Genomic DNA, 20,252 nt, shown 5'->3' on the forward strand with positions numbered 1-20,252 from the left:
AGAAATGAAACAAGCCACACCCTCAAATATAAATAGCCCGTATACCCAACTAAAGAGTCTGAATATTGGAGATTGCCAATGGACAGATGGTTTTTGGGCCGATAAATTTAAGCTATGTGCCAATGCCATGGTACCTTATATGGCCGATGTATTATGTGGAGATGTAGGCCATGCGCTCAACAATTTTAAAATAGCGGCCGGCGAAAAACAAGGGGAACACCAAGGCATGTTTTGGCATGATGGGGATTTCTACAAATTCATGGAGGCCAAGACCTATGTATACGCCCAAACCCAAAATAATGAACTTTTAAAGGAGTTGGATGAATACATAGAAATCATTTCCAAGGCACAAGAAACAGATGGGTACCTACAGACCCAAATTCAATTGAGAGAAGGCGTAGACCGCTACGAAAACCGCAAGTACCATGAAATGTACAATACCGGTCATTTGCTCATTAGCGCCTGCATTCACTACAGGGTTACCGGTCAACGTAATTTTTTGGATATCGCTATAAAACATGCAGATTTACTGTACACCATTTTTATGCCGGACACCAAACATTATGGTCGTTTTGGCTTCAACCAGACGCAGATAATGGGCTTGGTAGAACTGTATCGTACAGTAGGTGATAAAAAGTATTTGGCTCTTGCCGAAAAGTTTATTGATTACCGTGGGAAATATGAAGTAAAACATCACCCAACTACTGAGGGCTACCCTATTGGCGATATGGTACAGGAACGTACACCTTTACGGGAATCTAATGAAGCCGTGGGGCACGCTGTTCTTGCCCTATATTACTATGCAGGAGCTGCAGATGTTTATGCCGAGACAGGAGAAAAAGCCCTTATTGATGCTTTAGATCGTCTTTGGGAAAACGTTACGACCAAAAAAATGTATGTAACGGGTGCCGTAGGCCAAGCTCATTATGGCGCTTCGGTAAATCGTGATATGATAGAAGAGGGTTTCATAGATGCATACATGATGCCCAATATGACCGCCTATAATGAAACCTGTGCCAATTTATGTAACGCCATGTTCAGTTACCGAATGCTAAATTTAAAAGGCGAAGCAAAATATGCAGATATTGTTGAGCTGGTCCTTTACAATAGTGCCCTATCCGGAATTAGCGTAACAGGAAAGGAATACTTTTATGCAAATCCCTTACGGATGCTAAACAACACCAGAGATTACCATGCGCATGAAAACGTAACGGAAACCCCTAACAGGGAACCCTATCTAAGCTGTTTCTGCTGCCCGCCAAATCTGGTGCGTACCATTGCCACGGTTTCGGAATGGGCCTATAGTCTTTCTGAAAACGGGGTAACCGTAAATCTTTATGGTGCCAATAATTTAGTATCGCAGCTACAGGATGGCTCTCCCATTAAAATTTCGCAAGAAACGGCATATCCGTGGCAAGGAACGGTAAAATTGAATATCGAAGAATGTAAAGCAGATGCTTTTACCATTGGTTTACGAATTCCAAAATGGGCCGAAAACACAACACTCACACTCAACGGAGAAAAACTAACAAACTCATTAACTCCCGGAAGCTTCGCCCAAATTGAACGCAATTGGAAAAACGGGGACGTACTTGTTCTAGATATGCCAATGGAAGTTGAATTTGTAGAAGGTCATCCAAGAATTGAAGAAGTACGCAACCAAATAGCCATAAAACGTGGTCCAATAGTATACTGCATTGAATCGCCAGATTTGCCTGAGAATACAGGCATTCTGGATATTTACTTTAACGGAAATAAAAAGCTGGAACCTACTTATCAACCGGATTTTTTAGGTGGAATTACCACTCTTGAAGGAGAAGTCTTAATCCGAAAAGATAAAGGCGAAGGTATCTACAGAACCGTTCAAAAGCCCGAATGGACACCTTACAAAACCCAACTTGTACCCTATTTTGCCTGGAGTAATCGCGGGCAGGCCGAAATGACCGTATTCATGCCTGTGGTATGGGAAGATTAATTATACAAATCAAAAAAAACACATAAAAACAGACTAGACCGGACCAAATAGGTAAAATAATGCTAATGTCAGTTAACCCGTGTAAATTGAAACATTTGTTTTAGTGCTTTATTTGTGAGACTCAGGGTACTATCCCGAGCAACCATCTCAACTTAACTAGAACATTTATCTTTTTAAAACAGAACTATGAAAAGAACAATTTCACTTGCCGCTGCCTTATTCATATCTATTAGCTGCTTGGCACAGGAACATGGGGTCATGAACAATTCAAAGACCCCGTACATGAACCTTAAAACCATTGATATAGATGACTGCCAATGGACAGATGGGTTTTGGGCCGATAAACTTAAAGCAGCTCATGACTTAATGATTCCTAATTTAGGAAGACTCATGGACGACCCCGAAATAATCCATGCCTATACCAACTTTAAAGTAGCCGCCGGTCTTGAAGAGGGTGAATTTAGAGGATGGTCTTTTACAGATGGAGACTTTTATAAATATGTTGAGGCTTTGGCGTATGAATATGCGATGACCAAAGACGAAAAGATAAACCAACAGATGGATGAGATTATATCTGTAATAGGCAAAGCACAACGTCCTGATGGCTACATTCACACAAAAATTCAAATAGGTCACGGTATCGCTGGTTTTCTTCATGAATCCGCACATCCATTTAAAAGCGATGAAAAACCATATACCAACGGTCCTTCACACGAATTTTACAATTTTGGTCATTTAATGACCGCAGCTTGCGTACACTATAGAATTACAGGAAAAAAGAACTTTCTAGACATTGCTATCAAAGCCAGCGATAATATTTATGACCACTTCAAAAACCCCTCTCCGGAGCTTGCTCGTATTGACTGGAACCCGCCACACTATATGGGGTTAGTAGAAATGTATCGTACCACTGGAGACAAAAAATACTTAGAGCTTACGGAGTCTTTCGTAAACATGCTGGGTACAGCACCAAAAAAACCTGGAGACCATCGTGGTATGGACCATAGCCAAAGAGGTACTTCCGTTAGAGAGGAATCCAAAGCCGTAGGCCATGCCGGCCATGCCAACTATTTGTATGCCGGTGTAGCCGATTTGTACGCTGAAACCGGGGACCAAATCTTAAAAGATTACCTAGAGCGTATTTGGACGAACGTAACCACTCAAAAAATGTACGTGACCGGAGCTACCGGCCCTCACCATTTCGGAACATCCAATCATGCAATTGTTGCCGAAGCTTACGGTAAAGATTATGAGCTTCCCAATATAAAAGCTTATAACGAAACCTGTGCCAATATAGGAAACGCCATGTGGAACTGGCGAATGTTCTTAATGAACGGTGAAGGCCGTTTTGCCGATATTATGGAACTCATTTTTTACAATAGTGCCATTTCAGGTATTTCCTTAGACGGCGAGCATTTCTTTTACACCAACCCATTGCGTTTTATAGAAGGTCACCCACAGAATACAAAAGACGAAGGCAAACGTGGGAAATTTATGTCGGTTTTTTGTTGCCCTCCAAACATCATCCGTACCATTGCTAAAATGCATACCTACGCTTATAGCACTTCAGAAAAAGGAGTTTGGGTAAACTTATACGGAAGTAACGTTCTTGATACCGATTTAGCAGATGGCAGTAACATCAAACTAACACAACAGAGCAATTATCCTTGGGACGGAAATATCAAAATCACTATTGATTCCAAAAAGAAAAAAGAATACGCTCTAATGCTACGTATCCCATCTTGGGCAAAAGGGGCAAATATTAAGGTAAATGGAGAAAAAATACACCAATCTCTAAAAGCGGGTTCCTATGCCGAGGTTAACCGAAAATGGAAAAAGGGTGATATCGTAGAACTAGAATTGCCCATGGCTCCTCTTTTAATTACTGCCGACCCAAATGTGGAGGAAACCAGAAACCAAGTAGCTGTAAAACGTGGACCATTAGTTTATTGTTTAGAGAGTGCGGATTTAGAGAGTGGCACGAGTATAAATGATATTGTAGTGCCTACGAACATTACCCTACAGCCAAAATACGAGGCTAATCTTTTATCCGGTGTTACTATCTTGGAAGGAGAGGCCAATCTCCTACCAAAAGAGGATTGGACCAACCAATTATATAAGCCGTTGGTAAAACCGGAACTTAAGAAAACCCCCATTAAAATGATACCTTATTTTGCCTGGGCGAATAGAGGGGTTAACGATATGACCGTTTGGTTGCCCTTGCAATATTGATTTAAGACCTAAGGAAAATTAAGTAATTTGAAAGAAATGAATCTGTCAAAATGTATCGTTTATTTTTTCCTGCTCGGTCATGTTTTAGGTTGTAATTCTCAAAAAAGTGAATCTGGAAAAGCGCTTACCAAAAAACCAAATATTTTATTTATAGCCATAGACGACCTCAGACCAGAACTGGGGTGCTATGGTTCTGAAATAGCCCAAAGTCCTAATTTGGATAAGCTGGCAAGCCAAGGCTTACAATTCAATAGGGCGTATTGCCAACAGGCAATTTGTGGACCATCAAGAGCCAGCGTTCTTACGGGACTCCGGCCAGAGACCAGTGGCATTTTTCATAATTATTTAAAAATACGGGAACTACACCCGGACATTGTTACTTTACCTCAGCATTTTAAAAACAATGGTTACGAGTCTGCCTATTACGGAAAGATATTCCATCATGGCGATTTGGACGATTCCCTATCATGGAGTCGGGTACCGGATTCACATCCAAAATCCGTGGTAAGTTTTGCCCTTCCTGAAAATCAGCAAATAAAAGAAGAAACCCGAAAAGAAATGTTTTCCAAGTACGGTAATGTAGCAAAATACGGTTTGGCCATGGGACCCGCTTATGAATCTGCCGATGTTCCCGACAACACCTATGCCGACGGATATAATACAGACCTTGCCATTGCGGACATAAAAAAAATGGCCAAGAACAACGATCAACCTTTTTTTTTAGGTCTCGGGTTTCATAAGCCTCATTTAAACTGGGTAGCCCCAAAAAAATATTGGGACCTTTATGATGAATCCAAAATTCCCATGGCATTGGATAGCATCCCTCCACATGACGGGGCAACCATGGGGCTTCACCCCTCTTTTGAATTACGTGTACGTTCGGGCATACCAAAAACGGGTAAATTGCCGTCCAAACTTTCAAAAACCCTGAAACACGCTTACTTAGCCTGCATAAGTTACGTTGATGCCCAAATTGGCCGAGCCATACAAGCACTGGAAGATGCAGGTATTCGTGATAATACGATAATTATTGTTTGGAGCGACCATGGCTACCATTTAGGTGATATGGGCATCTGGGGCAAAGCCACTAACTACGAAATTGCCACGAGGGTTCCTCTTATGATATGGACTCCGGATATACCCCTTGAAAATAAAGGAGCTCAAACCGAAGCATTGGTAGAGTTAATAGATATGTACCCTACCCTTTGCGAACTGGCCGGAATTGAAAAACCAAGTCATGTGGAAGGAAAAAGTTTTGTACCTCTTCTTGATAACCCAAAACAAGATTGGAAAACCGCAGTATTCAGTCAGTTTCCTTCACCGGCGTTACGGGAATGGGGCTCATACCCATTAAGACCTGCTATGCGGGAAACCTACTTTGGAACACTACTTGAAGAGGTAGAACTAAAAATCAAAAAGCAACAAGGAGAAAAATGGGACCGAAAACTATTTGAGAACCAAATTATGGGGTATGCCATGCGAACGGACCAATATCGTTTTATTGTCTGGAAAGACCGTGAGAATTTAGACTCAGAACCAATTTATCTGGAGCTTTATGACCATAGGACAGACCCAGAAGAAACTAAAAACATAGCAAATAACAATCCCAATGTTACCGCTAACCTCTTAAAGCTTTTTAATTCACAACAATCTAAAAACAGAAGTAACTAACATTAAAATTAGCATTAACACAAAATCATTTCAAATGAAAACTCATCTCACACTTCACAAACTATTGTGGCTCATGGTTTGCTCCATATTTGTAAACAGCGCCAATGCCCAAGAAACTCGCCCCAACATCCTTGTTGTTCTCTGTGACGACCTTGGCTATGCCGATGTTGGCTTTAACGGTTCTACGGATATTGTAACACCTGAAATGGACAAACTGGCCAAGGCAGGAGTAATTTTTTCATCGGCCTATGTGGCACACCCGTTTTGTGGTCCTAGCCGTTCCGCATTACTAACAGGTCGTTACCCACATCTTACCGGCACACCTTATAACCTGTTCCACAATAGTAGTGACAAAGACGAAGACAATATGGGGGTTCCGTTAGAGGAAATCTATATGTCCAAAGTGCTTCAACAGGCAGGTTATTATACCAGTGCCATAGGTAAATGGCATTTAGGTTCAGCTCCAAAATTTCACCCTAACAAAAGAGGTTTTGATAATTTCTATGGCTTTTTAGGTGGAGGGCATGACTACTTTCCAAAAACATACATGAAAACCTATACAGAACAGGTAAAAGCCGGTAACAAGAATATTCGTGATTATGTTTTCCCCATGGAACACAACGGAAAACCAGCAAACGAAACCGAGTATATTACCGACGGTTTTTCTAGGGAAGCAAATAACAGTATCAAAACAGCAGCAAATAAAAAACAGCCGTTTTTCATTTATCTTGCCTACAACGCCCCACATGTTCCGTTACAGGCCAAGACCGAGGATATGGCAAAGTTTGCCCATATAGAGGATAAGGACAGACAAACCTACGCCGCAATGGTCTATGCAGTGGACAGAGGCATTGGTTCCATTGTCAAAACCCTAAAAGAAACGAATCAACTGGACAATACCCTTATTGTATTTTTAAGTGATAACGGCGGTAATTTTGATCATGGCGCCAACAACTACCCGCTTAAAGGAACAAAAGGAGATACTTGGGAAGGCGGATATCGTGTACCCATGTTTTTCCATTGGCCAAAAAAACTGGCAGAAAACCAAACATTTGACCATCCTGTTTCTGCATTGGACTTCTACCCTACTTTTGCTCACATGGCCAATGCAAAAATTCCACAGGATAAAAAATTAGACGGTAAAAACATTATAGACCATGTCATAAACAAAACGGAGCCGTACAAAGATGAGATGATTTACTCGTTACGCTATCGTGAAGGTTATAACGATGTAGGTGCGCGCCAAGGAGATTGGAAGATTACGAGAATGGGCAACGAACCATGGAGACTCCATAATGTTACCGAAGACATAGGCGAAGAAAAGAACCTATCCGGTAGATATCCTGAACGCTTAAAGGAAATGATAGCCAAGACTAAAGCATGGACAGATACCTTTGTAAAACCATTGTGGGTGTATTCCAAAAAAGACCTAGAACTATGGGAAAGTGGCCGTATGCCTCAATACGATGAAACGTTTGAAGTAGATAAGCTAGTAGAATCTCCATACGAGAAATAAGACTTATCATTTAGAAAAACGAAAAGAGCCGCATAATGCGGCTCTTTTTTTATATACTTATCAGTGGTTATTTTGCTACGTTCACGGAACGTGTTTCCCTGATTACAGTTACTTTCACTTGTCCTGGGTATGTCATATCCGTTTGAATTTTCTGTGAAATCTCAAAAGACAACTGTGCCGCCTTTTCATCATTCACTTTTTCACTTTCAACAATAACCCTAAGTTCTCTACCCGCTTGAATGGCGTACGCTTTTTGAACACCTCCAAAACCAAAAGCAATCTCCTCTAAGTCCTTTAAACGCTGTATGTACGAATCCAATACTTGTCTACGTGCACCAGGTCTTGCGCCGCTAATGGCATCACAAACCTGAACTATTGGCGATATAAGCGTCTTCATCTCAATTTCATCATGGTGAGCCCCAATAGCGTTACAAACATCTGGTTTTTCACCATATTTCTCCGCCCATTGCATACCTAAAATAGCATGTGGGGTTTCTACCTCCGCCTCGGTATTAGGAACTTTACCTATATCATGTAAAAGTCCGGCACGTTTTGCCAATTTTGGATTTAGTCCTAGTTCGGCGGCCATCACGCCACATAACTTGGCAACCTCTCTGGAGTGCTGCAACAGGTTCTGTCCGTAAGAAGAACGGTACTTCATTCTACCAACTGCACGAACCAATTCCGGGTGCAATCCATGAATACCCAAATCTATTACGGTACGTTTACCTACCTCAACAATTTCTTGCTCTATCTGCTTCTCCGTTTTCTTAACGATTTCCTCAATACGTGCAGGGTGAATTCTACCATCCGTTACCAACTTGTGCAAAGACAACCTAGCTACTTCACGACGTACCGAATCAAAGCAAGAAAGAATAATTGCTTCCGGAGTATCATCAACAATAATTTCTACTCCCGTAGCAGATTCCAAAGCACGTATGTTTCTACCTTCCCTACCAATAATCCTACCTTTAACATCATCGGATTCCAAGTTAAAAACAGATACACAGTTCTCTACTGCCTCTTCCGTTCCTATACGCTGTATGGTGTTGATAACAATTTTCTTTGCCTCCTGTTGGGCCGTAAGTTTTGCCTCTTCTACAGTAGTTTGAATGTAGGCCATGGCATCTGTTTTTGCCGTTTCCTTTAAGGACTCCATCAACTGCCCTTTTGCATCATCTGCGGAAAGTCCGGAAATAACTTCCAATTGCTGTACTTGGTTCTTATGAAGCTTTTCCAGTTCGCTCTGCTTCTTTTCAAGGAATTCCTCTTTATGCGAAACCTCCTTTAACTTAGCATCTAGCTGACTGTTAAGTTTTTTGCTTTTCGCCAATTCGTTACTTACCTGAGACTCCTTATCACGGGTACGCTTTTCGGCCTCACCAATTTTCTTATCCTTGTTAATGATTACTTTTTCATGCTCGGCCTTTAACTCTAAAAACTTTTCTTTAGCTTGAAAAATTTTGTCTTTCTTAATGTTTTCACCTTCCGTCTTAGCGGCACTAATTATGGTCTTTGCCTCGTTTTTGGCATTGGAAAGGGTTTTAGAGGCTTTACCCTTTTCCAAAAATTTTGCGATGGCAAATCCAATCGCAAGGCCGGCAATCGCGGCTATTATAAGTGTTGCACTATCCATATAACTATAAATTTAGGTTTGAACGTGCTTGAGAGGCCAGAGCCCTACATAAGAAAGTTGTACCGCCGCAGTTACTCAAACAAATCCATAAAAAAAGCCCACATCAGAGAAGTTTTGTACAAACTCCAATAAACAGGTTTAGGGCTACAAGACTGATCAAGGATCCCTATACGAGTAGGGCCTGCTTTTACAATCTAAACTCACCCTTTTTAAACAAAATTAATGTTGAGTTTGTCAAAAGGTATTACCAATGTGGGCAGTAACTTATGTATTTTAAAGAACGTATTTATTTTAATCCAAGCTTTGAGGTCACCAGTTCATCTAGCGCTTTTAGACGCTCGGTTGCGTTAAGGGTTCCCTCGGACTGATCAATACCGCGTTGCTCTATTTTAGAGGCAAATTGTAAGGCACACATGGCCAAAACATCTTGTTTGTCCCGCACCGCGTAACTCTGTTCAAACTTTTTTGCCAACTGCTCAATGTTCTTCGCCGCCTTTCGCAAGCCTTCTTCTTGGCTTGGATCAATGGTCAAAGGATACACCCTATCTGCTATGGAAAGCTTAATTTTTAGCTTTTCTGACATGTTATTGTTTGAACATTATTCCGAAAGTTGCGCTATGCAATAGTCCAACTCCCTGATCAATGTATTTATTTTAAGCTTAGCTTCTGTTTTATTCGTATTACTGCCAAGCATTGAGTTTGCGAGCTTCAACGAGTTGTATTTCTCTTCCCACATAGAAACGGAATCCAACACTTTGTCTTTGTCCTCTTTTAGAGCGTTAAGCTCCTCTTGCAATTTAGTGTTGGATTGGTGAAGCACCTCCAACTTATGCAAAAGCTTGCTTATTTTATTCTCTAAAGAGTCTACGACTTTGACTAATTCACTCATAAATCAAACGCAATGCATTTTACACAAAGTTAACATACCTGCCCCTACTTAGCAATACTTTTTTGAATTATTCTTCAAGTAATACTTTAACCCTTTAAATAACGTTGGTTACATAAGAGATATCATTTTTGATGCTCTATATTTTCAAGAATTGAAACCGTTTGGCTAATTTCGTATCTCTGTCCAAAGAATTATGAGAAAACTTTTTACAGGCCTTTTTGCATTTATCAGCGCTGTTGGCATCTCCCAAGAAAAATACCCACAAGATGCCTTTAGATCACCTGTTGATATCCCCTTGATCCTGGCGGGAACGTTTGGTGAGTTACGCTCCAACCATTTTCATTCGGGTATAGATATTAAAACCGAGCAACGTGAAGGTCTGCCCATTTACGCCATTGCCGACGGAAGCGTAACCCGCATTAAAGTCTCTCATTGGGGTTATGGAAAAGTGCTCTACATAGCGCATCCCAACGGTTATACATCCGTTTACGGACACCTTCAAAAATTTTCTCCCAAGATCCAAGAATTCATAAAGAAGCTGCAGTACAAGAAAAAATCATACGAAGTGGAGGATTTTCCCGGGTACTCCGAGATAAAAGTTGAAAAGGGAGAAGTTATCGCCTACGGCGGAAATACCGGAGGATCATCCGGTCCCCACCTTCATTTTGAAATTAGAAGCAGTATTTCCGAAAAGCCCACTAACCCTTTGCTTTACGGCTTTGATGTTCGGGATGCTACCAATCCAATTTTACAGAAGTTATATGGCTTCCCATTGTCCGATGATGCTCAAATCAATCAAAACAAAAACACAACACCCCTTAATTTTAAAAGGCAAAAAGACGGTACTTTCCTGGCAGACCCTATTTATGCCGTTGGCACCATAGGACTTGGATTTGTAGGTTACGACCGTCAAGACCTTGCGGCCAACCACAACGGCGTATATTCCGTTCAGCAAGTGGTAAACGGAAAAGTCTACACAGATTACGACCTGGAGTCCTTCTCCTTTGGCGAAACCAGATACATAAATACTCTTATTGATTATTACCACTACAGCAAATACCGCCAACGTATTCAACTATTGTACAAGGCCCCCGGAAACAAACTTAGCATTTACAACACATTAGAAAATGATGGTAAAATTGATGTTCGTGAAGGACTAAGCTACAAAGTAGAGCTGTTGATAAAAGATTTTGAAGGCAACTTAACAAAGGCTATTATACCTGTTGAAGGCAAAAAAGAACCTGTAAAAGTTGATAAAAAAGAAGAGAAGACAGAAAATTATGTCATTGCTAAAAAGCCTAATAACTATGATTTAGGTGCGGCCAAAGTATATTTCCCGGCAAACACATTTTACGACAATTTCTACATTGATTTAAAGAAAGACGATGACACGGTTAAGATACACAACGCCAGTGTTCCTGCGCACCGTAACTTTACCATTACTTTTGATGTTTCTAAATATCCTGAAGCAGAGCGAAAGCAAATGTTCATTGCAAGACTTGACAGTAAATTGAGACCGTCTCACGCTTCTACCTATAAACGAGGGAATACTTTTACAACGCGCACTAGGAACTTGGGCACCTACACTTTGGCAAAAGATACCGTAGCCCCAAAAATTAGGCCCAAGAATTTTAAGGAAAAACAATGGCTGAACAATTACCACTATCTTAGTGTTCGTATTACCGATGACCTTAGTGGTATAGATACCTATTCCGCTACCATTAACGGAGAATGGATCCTAATGGAGTATGAGCCTAAAACGGCTACGCTTACCTATAATTTTGATGATGTTATCTTAGACAAGAAAGAATGCAAACTTGAAGTTACGGTAACGGACAATGTTGGTAATACTAACACCATGACCAGTACTTTTTACAGAAAATAACACCTTTTTGAAGTGCTCTAAACTTGTTATTCTTTTTTTGATATTCGGTTTTACACTTTACACGAGTGCACAGACCGCTACACTTACCGGCCTTGTTATGAACAGTGCCAACGAGCCTTTAAAAGAAGTGAACATTACCTCTGGCACAATTGGCACCTCTTCCGATACAAATGGATTTTACACCCTTCAGGTTCCCGCAGATAGGGTTATAACCGTTACCTTTTCTCATTTAGGCCATAAAAACGCCGTACTAAAAAACTTGGTTCTGAACACAAACGAAATTTTTGAGTTCAATCCGGTTTTAAGTACAGATGCCATTCAAATTGCTGGAATTACCGTTAGCCCCACAGGAACAAAAACAGTGGAAGGCATTACTACCGTCAGCCCTGAAATTGTTAGGAATATACCCGGTGCCAATGCAGGTGTAGAGAATATTTTAAAATTGCTGCCAGGTGTTTCCTCTAGCAACGAGCTAAGTACACAGTATAATGTTAGAGGCGGCAATTATGATGAAAACTTGGTATATGTAAACGAGATTGAAGTCTATCGTCCTTTTTTGGTTCGATCCGCACAACAAGAAGGAATGAGCTTTGTAAATAGTGATATGGTACAAAATGTGCGTTTTTCTTCGGGAGGGTTCCAAGCCAAATATGGAGATAAACTTTCCTCTGTTTTGGACATCACCTATAAAAAGCCTTCGGAAACCGGTGTACAGTTAGACCTTAGTTTTTTAGGAGCAAGTGCATCTATAGAAACTGTTTCCAAAACCAAAAAGCTAAGCACTATAAGTGGTATTCGTTATAGAAACAATAGCTTATTGGTCAATAGCCAAGAAACCAACACCAATTTCAATCCAACCTTTGCAGATGCCCAAACCTATGCAAGCTACAAGTTCTCCAAAAAGTTTCATTTGGACTTTTTGGGAACTATTTCCATAAACGATTACCAGAACGAACCTCTAAACAGGCAAACTAATTTTGGGACTATAACCGAACCAAAAACTTTGATAGTCTATTATCAAGGTGAAGAAAACAATCGCTACAATACCGTCTTAGGAGCGTTAAAAGGTAATTATTACCTGAATGACAATACGGTCTTGAAGCTCATTGCATCCCTTTACCACACTACCGAAGAAGAATATTCAGATGTAATTGCCCAATACACCCTTGGGAATATAGACAATGACCTTTCCGGAAACTCATTAGGTAATGCAACTAACTTTCGCGGAATAGGTACCCAATTTAACCGCGCCAGAAATGAATTGGATGCCCTAATTTTCAATCTCTCCCACAAGGGAAGCCACACCAAAGAAAACAAAGTATTGGAATGGGGCGCAAAATATACACACGAAGACATTCGCGACCAATTACGCGAGTCGGAATTTATTGATTCCGTTGGTTTTTTTGTTCGGCCACCCTTAACTGAATTCAGCAATAATCAGCCCGAAGAACCTTTTGATTCACCTCTTGTTGCCTATGACGGAGTAAACGCAAGAAATTTTGTAAAAATCGATAGATTTTCAGGTTACCTACAATTCAGCAACCGCATGAACGTGGGAGTACATGATTTTTATTACAATCTTGGGCTACGTGCCCATTATTGGTCCATTAATGACAAAAACAGCAAATCCGTATCACAAGCGGTTATAAGCCCTCGCGGAAAACTTTCCTTTAAACCCAATTGGAAAAGCGATATGGTTTTTCGTCTTTCCGGCGGCCTCTACCTCCAACCTCCGTTCTATAGGGAATTAAGAGACCGTAACGGAACGGTAAACCCCAATGTAAAGGCTCAAGAATCCATTCATTTTGTTTTTGGAAACGAATACTCATTTAACCTCTGGGAACGCCCATTTACCTTAATGAGCGAAGTCTACTATAAAAGATTGAACCATGTAAACACCTACACTTTAGAGGATGTACGTATACGCTACGTAGCCAATAACAATGCCAAAGCTTATGCACAGGGACTTGATTTAAGGCTAAACGGAGCATTCGTGCCGGGTACGGAATCCTGGGTAAGTGTTGGATATCTAAAGACCGAAGAAAATAGCAACAACCGTGGGTACATAGCTAGACCTTCTGACCAAAGGTTAAAATTTGGTATTCTTTTTCAAGATTACATACCTGAATTCCCCAATTTTAAAATGTATCTGAACCTAGTTTATAATACGGGAGTACCCGGCGGTTCCCCGAATTATGCCGACCCATATAATTACAATAACAGATTACCCGATTATAAACGGGCGGATTTAGGAATTTCGCATATTTTTGTTGGCGGAAACAGAACCTATCCCAAAAACCACTGGCTTCACAGATTTAAAGAGCTAAGTGCAGGATTTGAGATATTTAATCTGTTCAACAATCAAAATTCAATAACAAATACGTGGGTGAGGGATGTTGATAGCAAGCAACAATTTGCCGTTCCCAATTTCATGACAAGCCGTGTGTTCAACCTTAGGCTACGCATGCGCTTTTAGAAAACTAACTAATGAAGAAGATTTTTTTTGCCGCACTCTTACTAACATCCGTTTTAGCTAACGCACAAAAGAATATTTACGAAAGTGATAAATTTGATGCCCTGAGCGATTCCCACGAAGTGTTGGCAATTATTCCTTTTTTAGCTAATCTTGAACTTAAGGACGATATTTCAAAAGAAGAATTGAACGATCTTGAACAAAAAGAAGGCTATGCGGTGCAAAACGCCCTTGAAACCTATTTTTCAAAAAGGAAAAAGAAGAAGAAATTTTCGGTAGATTTTCAAGATGTGAAAAACACCAACGCCATATTGGCCCAGAATAAAATTGACTACAATAATATTGATGTCTACACGACCAAACAGTTGAGTGAAATTCTGGGAGTAGATGGTATTATAAGTGGAAACATGGATTTAAACGTACTTCTATCCAAAGGCATACCTACCGAGTTCAGCTTTATGGATTACTTTTCCGGCGATGCCAATTACGGACGAATAGGTGTAAAAATAAGTGATGGTACCAGTGGAAAACTTCTTTGGAAATACGAAAAGAAAATCAATAAAAAGTCGGGAAAGAACACAACGGACCTTATTGACCGCATGATGAAACTGGCGGCACGTAAGTTTCCTTACGACCGCGAAAAACGAAAATACAGGAAACAAAAGTAAAACTGAAAACACTCTTTAAAGGGAGTTTTATTTTTCTACAAACTCCTTTAATGCCTGAATGGTGTATTCCAGCTCCTCTTTGGTGTTATACTTTGAAAAAGAAAACCGCACCGAAGGTTTTTTAAGATCTTCCTCCGATAAAATTTCCGTTAGAACATGGGATCCCAAATCGCTACCGGATTGGCATGCGCTTCCTTTGGAACAAGCTATTCCTTTTATATCCAAATGAAATAAGAGCATTAACGCTTTTTGCGAATCAATGGGTAAACAAACGTTCACCAATGTAAACGTGCTTTTATCCATAGTTCCAGAATGCCCGTTAAACTTGGCTCCGGGAATTTCCTTTTTCATCCTATCAATAAAATAAGACTTTAGTTCGCTAACATAAGCTGTCTCTTCTTCTAAATTATCATAGGCTTCCGTAAAGGCCATTTCCAATCCAACAATATTATGGAAAGATTCCGTTCCGGCTCTAAAACCACGTTCCTGAGACCCACCGGATATGAATGGTTTTAATCCTGAATTTCTTTTTATATAAGCGAAACCTATTCCCTTTGGACCATGAAATTTATGCGCTGCCGCAGTTAGAAAATCAGCAGGTACTTCTTTAACGTCCCAAGCATAATGCCCAATAGACTGTACCGTATCCGAGTGAAAAAGGGCCCCATGGGCATGACATAACGTACAGACCTTTGCAATATCGATCTTATTACCTATTTCGTTATTAACATGCATTAAACTCACCAATTTTTTGGAATCATCTTGTGTTAACAACTTTTCCAAATGAGAAAGTTCAGGGTTCCCGTAAGCGTCCAAATCAACATACGCCACATTTACACCCTTTTCATTTGCCAAATCCTCAACTGTATGGAGAACGGCATGATGTTCAATTTTAGAAGTAATGATAGTCTCCACCCCTAAATCGCGTACGGCACAACGCAAAATCATATTATCCGCCTCAGTACCACCGGAAGTAAAAATAATCTCTGCCGGATGGGCGTTCATATATTTAGCTATGGTTTTTCTAGCACTCTCTACAGCAGTTTTTGCAGAACGTCCAAAACTATGCGTAGATGATGGGTTACCGTAAAAATTAGCAAGTGCCTCCTGCATCTTTACAATAACATTATCACGTACTTGCGTAGTGGCCGCATTATCCAAATAAACCTTTTCCATTACCAAAAAATTCAATTAAGAGCCTCCAAAATTAGCGGAATTAAAGTTAATTTCTCCCTAATTCAGAATAAACTTGTCCTTTATTTCCTTTAAATTTGACACATGAAAAAAATGCTACTTTTAGGTCTATTGGCCATTTTATCTGCTTGCGACGATGGTGACCTACAAATTGAACGTGTGGATTTTGACTCCGTTGCTCTTTCCTCTTGCGGCGATGAAGATGACCCTCTGAACACTACTTTTTTCTTTAAGATTGATGGAGACGAAGCATTTTTGTTAGAATTGGAAAGCGGACTATTGCTTAACGAAAGCTCTACGGAAGGTACGCTAACCAGTACCATAGGAGGTTCTTCTAGTTTGGTTTACCGACTTTTTTCCGATGACGTTTCGTCCGATTATTTTTGCTCTACCATTCCTGTATTGGAACCTACGGTAATTAGTGAAAATACGGCAACCGCAGGAAATATAGCCGTAAACACTAAAGTAACCGCCGTTTCTAAAGATGTAAAAACTTATTCGCACACTATTCTCATAAATGGCTTGGCCTTGACCAATGACCAAAATGAAAGTATTACGGATGCCTCTACATTAACCTATGGTACTTTTAAGACCTCCACACCTACCAGTTTTAAACTTGAGGTTCCTTTTTCCAACTATGAGTCTATAACTGATTTTTCAGAATGTGAAAGTGCTATTGTAGATGGTAGTCTTAGATTGTACAAAATCATAAATGATGAATTTGTTTCTCTTGATATTCCTTTATCGGCTTTAGCAAATGAAGTCACTATGGTAGACGAACCTAGGACCTCTACATTAGAAAATGGTGAATTTAACTATACGGTACTGGATACTATTGTAGCCGATGAAATGGTCTGTACTTCCTCTCCCCTTTCGGAAGAAATCATTAGTCATAATTTTGTTTCCTCTGGAGGAGCCATAAATGTTGAAACAGTAGCCGGGGAACCTGATGGTGCGGGAGCAATTACTTATACGCACACAATTTCCTTAGATGCCACCGTACTTGTATTAAAAGGGAATGGTGATGATGTTGCCGATGTAACACTTACAGCTCTTGACAACTTTGTTCTAGGAACCTATACTACCGTGGGGAACTAGCTATTTTGGTATATGTAGATTTCAGTGGCGCCAAGTCCGTATTTCTGATAATCCGCATCATAATATTTTACATTATCATAGCGTCTAAAAAGGTAATAAAGTTCTTCTTTGAGCACGCCCTCGCCAACCCCATGAATAAACACTACTTTTTGAATGCGCTTGCGCATAGCAAATTCCAGTTGACGTCTTGCCGTGTCTAATTGTAAGTTGAGCATTTCATGATTGCTCATACCTTTGCTAGACCTTGTTAATTGATGAATATGAAGGTCCACTTCCATTTTTGGCGCGTTGCGCTCCTTTGGCTTTAGACCTTGGGACTTTCTTTTCTTTGGAAGTTCCTTTTGCACCTTTACTTGGTTGATTTCGAAATTGCTAACACGTATATCTCCGGTATCTACCTGAACCAGTTCATTGGCCTCAAAATCAAGCTCAAATCCGTCATTGGTCTCTATAGTTATACTTCCGCCGGAAACCTTTGTAACCTTGCCCGAGATAACATCATCTATGGTCTCTACCTTGTCCCCTATTTGAAAAACGGCCATAATTTATTTTGTATCCACAAAAATAATGGTAATTTTCCTGATAGAATTGCTAAACGGTAAAAATGCAGTTAGCCACGTTTCTTTTGGTTCTTGAAGACTTTATGCTACCATGCTTAAACAAAAAGCTTTTTGGTATTGATTGTCCAGGTTGTGGGCTTCAGCGTTCTATTGTTCTTTTTTTAAAAGGAGATTTTGGTGCTGCCTTTGATATGTATCCGGCAATTTTCACTCTTATACCACTTGTATTGTTTTCAATTGCAAGTCAATTTACCAAGTTTCGTTATGACACGTATATAAAAATGACCCTCGGAATACTGAGCGGTACTATTATATTAGTTAACTATATTCTAAAAATGACTCACCTAACCCACTAAAAAATGGAACAACACAAACTACCCAACGCCACGCTAATTCTTGTATTTGGAATCCTTTCAATAGTTACTTGCTGTTGTTATGGTATTCTTGGTCTTATATTTGGTATAGTAGCATTGGTCTTGGCCAAAAAAGCAACTGCCGTATATTTAGAAAACCCTGAAAACTACACAGATTACGGAAATGTAAAAACCGGAAAAATACTTGCTATTATAGGTATAGTGCTAAGTGTTCTTTATTTATTGATGACTATTGGCATGATTGCTTTCTTTGGATTTGATGAAATGCAAGACCCAGAAATGATGCGTGAAAAAATGGAAGAACTTTTAGGATAAAACTATGCAACAACCCTTACCGGGAGCGAGTAACGCCCTAACCTTTGGAATTCTTTCAATTGTATTGACCCTGCTTTGTTGTGGCCCCTTTGGTGCTATTTTCAGCTTTATTGGTTTATCGCACGCTAAAACTGCGCAACGCACTTTTGACCAAAGTAATGGCGAATATACAGGTATTGAAAATGTTAAAACGGGAAAAACGCTGTCCTATGTAGGCTTGGCCCTAGCAGCCGTTTACTTGCTGATCAGCATCATTTATTTTGGAGCTATAGCCGCTATACTTGTTTCCGCAGCTTCTGGAGGTGATTTTTAAAACTGAAATACTATTCTAAACAAAAAAGCCTGAAACTTAGTTTCAGGCTTTTTTTTATTGTTATCTCAAGATTATCTTTCAAACCGTTTCAATGTAGTTTTAATAATCTGAACACAATCTAGTAACTGCTCTTTGTTCATTACCAATGGTGGTGCAAAACGAATAATATTACCATGGGTAGGTTTTGCCAAAAGTCCGTTTTCCTTGAGGGCCATACAAATGTCCCAAGCGGTAGAACTTTCTTCCGTATCATTAATAAGTATAGCGTTCAGGAGACCTTTACCCCTAACCCCGTTAACTATGTTACACCCTTTAATGAACTCACTAAGTTCTGCTCTGAACAAAACACCCAATTCTTCTGCGTTTTTAGCCAATTCTTCATCTTTCACTACTTCCAAGGCAGCCATAGCTACGGCGGCAGCAATAGGATTACCTCCAAAAGTACTTCCGTGATTCCCCGGTTTAATAACGTTCATGATATTGTCATTGGCCAAAACTGCGGATACAGGGTATGCCCCGCCAGAAAGTGCCTTTCCTAAAATAAGGATGTCCGGTTTTACGTTTTCATGATCCACGGCCAACATCTTACCTGTTCTGGCAATACCGGTCTGTACCTCATCTGCAATAAACAGAACATTGTGCTTCTCACAAAGCGCCTTTGCTTCACGTAAATATCCTTCGGAAGGAACATAAACCCCGGCCTCACCTTGAATTGGTTCAACAAGGAAACCTGCAACATTGTTGTTTTGCTCTAAAGCATCTGCCAACGCTTTAAGGTTATTGTATTCGATCTTAATGAAACCTGCCGTGTACGGTCCAAAATTCTTACGGGCCACAGGGTCGTTAGAAAAAGAAATAATAGTAGTGGTCCTACCATGAAAATTATTTTCACAAACAATAATTTGTGCTTCGTTTTCATTTAGGCCTTTTTTCTCATATGCCCATTTACGACAAAGTTTTAAAGCGGTTTCAACTGCTTCGGCCCCAGTGTTCATAGGCAACAACTTGTCAAACTGAAATGTATCGGTCGCATATTTTTCATACTTACCCAACATATCATTATAAAATGCCCTTGAGGTAAGTGTTAAGGTCTGTGCCTGATCGGTCATGGCCTTAACAATTTTGGGGTGACAATGCCCCTGGTTTACTGCGGAGTAGGCCGAAAGAAAATCGTAATACTTTTTTCCTTCAACATCCCAAACATGTACACCTTCACCTCTGTTAAGTACAACAGGCAATGGGTGATAATTGTGTGCTCCGTGCTTTTCTTCCAATGCAATAGCATTTTCAGATGTGATTTTTTCTAAAACTGACATGATAAAATTACTTTAAAATAAAACTTCAGTAATTCCTTCTATACCTTTATCCTTTCGAAGATTCGAAAATTCAGCGTGGGAGAGAAATCATCCTTGTAGAATTGCAAATCTATAAAATTTAGTTATCAGTTCTAAAA

At 40.1% G+C, this 20,252-nt stretch carries 17 protein-coding genes and 1 other RNA gene; 11 read left to right on the forward strand and 7 right to left on the reverse strand.

What is annotated here, in order from left to right:
- Positions 1-4: 4 nt before the first annotated feature.
- The 4 genes from KO513_RS19400 (at position 5) to KO513_RS19415 (ending at position 7,394) form a co-directional block, all read left to right on the forward strand.
- Complete coding sequence (locus tag KO513_RS19400) at positions 5-1,975, forward strand: glycoside hydrolase family 127 protein (protein ID WP_215914806.1); 1,971 nt, start codon at positions 5-7, stop codon at positions 1,973-1,975.
- A 186-nt stretch (positions 1,976-2,161) separates the two neighbouring features.
- Positions 2,162-4,207: a glycoside hydrolase family 127 protein gene (locus KO513_RS19405; protein WP_215914807.1), complete on the forward strand. Its 2,046-nt coding sequence runs from the start codon at positions 2,162-2,164 to the stop codon at positions 4,205-4,207.
- Between the two features lie 36 nt (positions 4,208-4,243).
- A complete protein-coding gene (locus KO513_RS19410) occupies positions 4,244-5,878 on the forward strand; it encodes a sulfatase (protein WP_215914808.1) in 1,635 nt (544 codons plus the stop codon).
- Positions 5,879-5,912: 34 nt separating this feature from the next.
- Entirely contained in the window at positions 5,913-7,394 is a 1,482-nt protein-coding gene (locus tag KO513_RS19415; RefSeq protein ID WP_215914809.1) for a sulfatase-like hydrolase/transferase, read from the forward strand.
- A 67-nt stretch (positions 7,395-7,461) separates the two neighbouring features.
- On the opposite strand, the gene rny is transcribed toward KO513_RS19415, so the two are convergent.
- The 4 genes from rny to KO513_RS19435 form a co-directional block, all read right to left on the reverse strand.
- The gene (rny, locus tag KO513_RS19420; RefSeq protein WP_215914810.1) at positions 7,462-9,030 is read right to left on the reverse strand and encodes a ribonuclease Y; all 1,569 of its coding nucleotides are present in this window, start codon (positions 9,028-9,030) and stop codon (positions 7,462-7,464) included.
- 120 nt (positions 9,031-9,150) lie between these two features.
- A non-coding RNA gene (gene ssrS, locus KO513_RS19425) (6S RNA) lies at positions 9,151-9,261 on the reverse strand.
- A gap of 55 nt (positions 9,262-9,316) precedes the next feature.
- Positions 9,317-9,613, reverse strand: coding sequence for a cell division protein ZapA (locus KO513_RS19430; RefSeq protein WP_215441688.1), 297 nt, complete (start codon positions 9,611-9,613; stop codon positions 9,317-9,319).
- Positions 9,614-9,628: 15 nt separating this feature from the next.
- Complete coding sequence (locus KO513_RS19435) at positions 9,629-9,919, reverse strand: hypothetical protein (RefSeq protein WP_215441690.1); 291 nt, start codon at positions 9,917-9,919, stop codon at positions 9,629-9,631.
- 193 nt (positions 9,920-10,112) lie between these two features.
- On the opposite strand from KO513_RS19435, the gene KO513_RS19440 reads away from it, so the two are divergent.
- Genes KO513_RS19440 through KO513_RS19450 form a run of 3 tightly spaced genes read left to right on the forward strand, consistent with a single transcriptional unit; the run spans position 10,113 to position 14,945 of the window.
- Positions 10,113-11,804 (forward strand): M23 family metallopeptidase, encoded by a 1,692-nt coding sequence (locus tag KO513_RS19440; RefSeq protein ID WP_215914811.1) that lies wholly within the window; start codon positions 10,113-10,115, stop codon positions 11,802-11,804.
- 7 nt (positions 11,805-11,811) lie between these two features.
- Complete coding sequence (locus KO513_RS19445) at positions 11,812-14,280, forward strand: TonB-dependent receptor (RefSeq protein WP_371735987.1); 2,469 nt, start codon at positions 11,812-11,814, stop codon at positions 14,278-14,280.
- Positions 14,281-14,291: 11 nt separating this feature from the next.
- The gene (locus tag KO513_RS19450) at positions 14,292-14,945 is read left to right on the forward strand and encodes a hypothetical protein (protein WP_215914812.1); all 654 of its coding nucleotides are present in this window, start codon (positions 14,292-14,294) and stop codon (positions 14,943-14,945) included.
- A gap of 27 nt (positions 14,946-14,972) precedes the next feature.
- Here the strand turns inward: KO513_RS19450 and KO513_RS19455 are convergent, their stop codons facing one another.
- Positions 14,973-16,121, reverse strand: coding sequence for a cysteine desulfurase family protein (locus KO513_RS19455; RefSeq protein WP_215914813.1), 1,149 nt, complete (start codon positions 16,119-16,121; stop codon positions 14,973-14,975).
- Positions 16,122-16,223: 102 nt separating this feature from the next.
- Between KO513_RS19455 and KO513_RS19460 the strand changes: the two genes are divergently transcribed.
- The gene (locus tag KO513_RS19460; RefSeq protein ID WP_215914814.1) at positions 16,224-17,237 is read left to right on the forward strand and encodes a hypothetical protein; all 1,014 of its coding nucleotides are present in this window, start codon (positions 16,224-16,226) and stop codon (positions 17,235-17,237) included.
- Here the strand turns inward: KO513_RS19460 and KO513_RS19465 are convergent.
- The gene (locus KO513_RS19465; RefSeq protein ID WP_215914815.1) at positions 17,234-17,779 is read right to left on the reverse strand and encodes a Smr/MutS family protein; all 546 of its coding nucleotides are present in this window, start codon (positions 17,777-17,779) and stop codon (positions 17,234-17,236) included. The genes KO513_RS19460 and KO513_RS19465 overlap by 4 nt on opposite strands.
- Before the next feature lie 62 nt (positions 17,780-17,841).
- Between KO513_RS19465 and KO513_RS19470 the strand changes: the two genes are divergently transcribed.
- Genes KO513_RS19470 through KO513_RS19480 form a run of 3 tightly spaced genes read left to right on the forward strand, consistent with a single transcriptional unit; the run spans position 17,842 to position 18,799 of the window.
- Positions 17,842-18,153, forward strand: coding sequence for a DUF2752 domain-containing protein (locus KO513_RS19470; protein WP_215914816.1), 312 nt, complete (start codon positions 17,842-17,844; stop codon positions 18,151-18,153).
- 3 nt (positions 18,154-18,156) lie between these two features.
- Complete coding sequence (locus tag KO513_RS19475; protein WP_215441704.1) at positions 18,157-18,486, forward strand: CCC motif membrane protein; 330 nt, start codon at positions 18,157-18,159, stop codon at positions 18,484-18,486.
- A gap of 4 nt (positions 18,487-18,490) precedes the next feature.
- The gene (locus tag KO513_RS19480) at positions 18,491-18,799 is read left to right on the forward strand and encodes a CCC motif membrane protein (RefSeq protein ID WP_215914817.1); all 309 of its coding nucleotides are present in this window, start codon (positions 18,491-18,493) and stop codon (positions 18,797-18,799) included.
- Positions 18,800-18,870: 71 nt separating this feature from the next.
- Here KO513_RS19480 and rocD read toward each other — a convergent pair whose 3' ends face one another.
- Positions 18,871-20,115, reverse strand: a complete 1,245-nt coding sequence (gene rocD / locus KO513_RS19485) for an ornithine--oxo-acid transaminase (protein ID WP_215914818.1) — start codon at positions 20,113-20,115, stop codon at positions 18,871-18,873.
- Positions 20,116-20,252: the final 137 nt, after the last annotated feature.

This window comes from Zobellia sp. B3R18 (genome assembly GCF_018860715.1).
Taxonomy (GTDB): domain Bacteria; phylum Bacteroidota; class Bacteroidia; order Flavobacteriales; family Flavobacteriaceae; genus Zobellia; species Zobellia russellii.

Excerpts from the sequence above, each read along its gene's own strand:
- KO513_RS19450 (WP_215914812.1), top strand. The coding sequence starts at position 14,292 with ATGAAGAAGATTTTTTTTGCCGCACTCTTACTAACATCCGTTTTAGCT.
- rocD (WP_215914818.1), bottom strand. The coding sequence starts at position 20,115 with ATGTCAGTTTTAGAAAAAATCACATCTGAAAATGCTATTGCATTGGAA.
- KO513_RS19460 (WP_215914814.1), top strand. The coding sequence starts at position 16,224 with ATGAAAAAAATGCTACTTTTAGGTCTATTGGCCATTTTATCTGCTTGC.
- KO513_RS19440 (WP_215914811.1), top strand. The coding sequence starts at position 10,113 with ATGAGAAAACTTTTTACAGGCCTTTTTGCATTTATCAGCGCTGTTGGC.
- KO513_RS19470 (WP_215914816.1), top strand. The coding sequence starts at position 17,842 with ATGCAGTTAGCCACGTTTCTTTTGGTTCTTGAAGACTTTATGCTACCA.
- KO513_RS19410 (WP_215914808.1), top strand. The coding sequence starts at position 4,244 with ATGAATCTGTCAAAATGTATCGTTTATTTTTTCCTGCTCGGTCATGTT.
- KO513_RS19480 (WP_215914817.1), top strand. The coding sequence starts at position 18,491 with ATGCAACAACCCTTACCGGGAGCGAGTAACGCCCTAACCTTTGGAATT.
- KO513_RS19405 (WP_215914807.1), top strand. The coding sequence starts at position 2,162 with ATGAAAAGAACAATTTCACTTGCCGCTGCCTTATTCATATCTATTAGC.
- KO513_RS19435 (WP_215441690.1), bottom strand. The coding sequence starts at position 9,919 with ATGAGTGAATTAGTCAAAGTCGTAGACTCTTTAGAGAATAAAATAAGC.
- KO513_RS19430 (WP_215441688.1), bottom strand. The coding sequence starts at position 9,613 with ATGTCAGAAAAGCTAAAAATTAAGCTTTCCATAGCAGATAGGGTGTAT.
- KO513_RS19465 (WP_215914815.1), bottom strand. The coding sequence starts at position 17,779 with ATGGCCGTTTTTCAAATAGGGGACAAGGTAGAGACCATAGATGATGTT.
- rny (WP_215914810.1), bottom strand. The coding sequence starts at position 9,030 with ATGGATAGTGCAACACTTATAATAGCCGCGATTGCCGGCCTTGCGATT.
- KO513_RS19415 (WP_215914809.1), top strand. The coding sequence starts at position 5,913 with ATGAAAACTCATCTCACACTTCACAAACTATTGTGGCTCATGGTTTGC.
- KO513_RS19475 (WP_215441704.1), top strand. The coding sequence starts at position 18,157 with ATGGAACAACACAAACTACCCAACGCCACGCTAATTCTTGTATTTGGA.
- KO513_RS19400 (WP_215914806.1), top strand. The coding sequence starts at position 5 with ATGAAACAAGCCACACCCTCAAATATAAATAGCCCGTATACCCAACTA.
- KO513_RS19455 (WP_215914813.1), bottom strand. The coding sequence starts at position 16,121 with ATGGAAAAGGTTTATTTGGATAATGCGGCCACTACGCAAGTACGTGAT.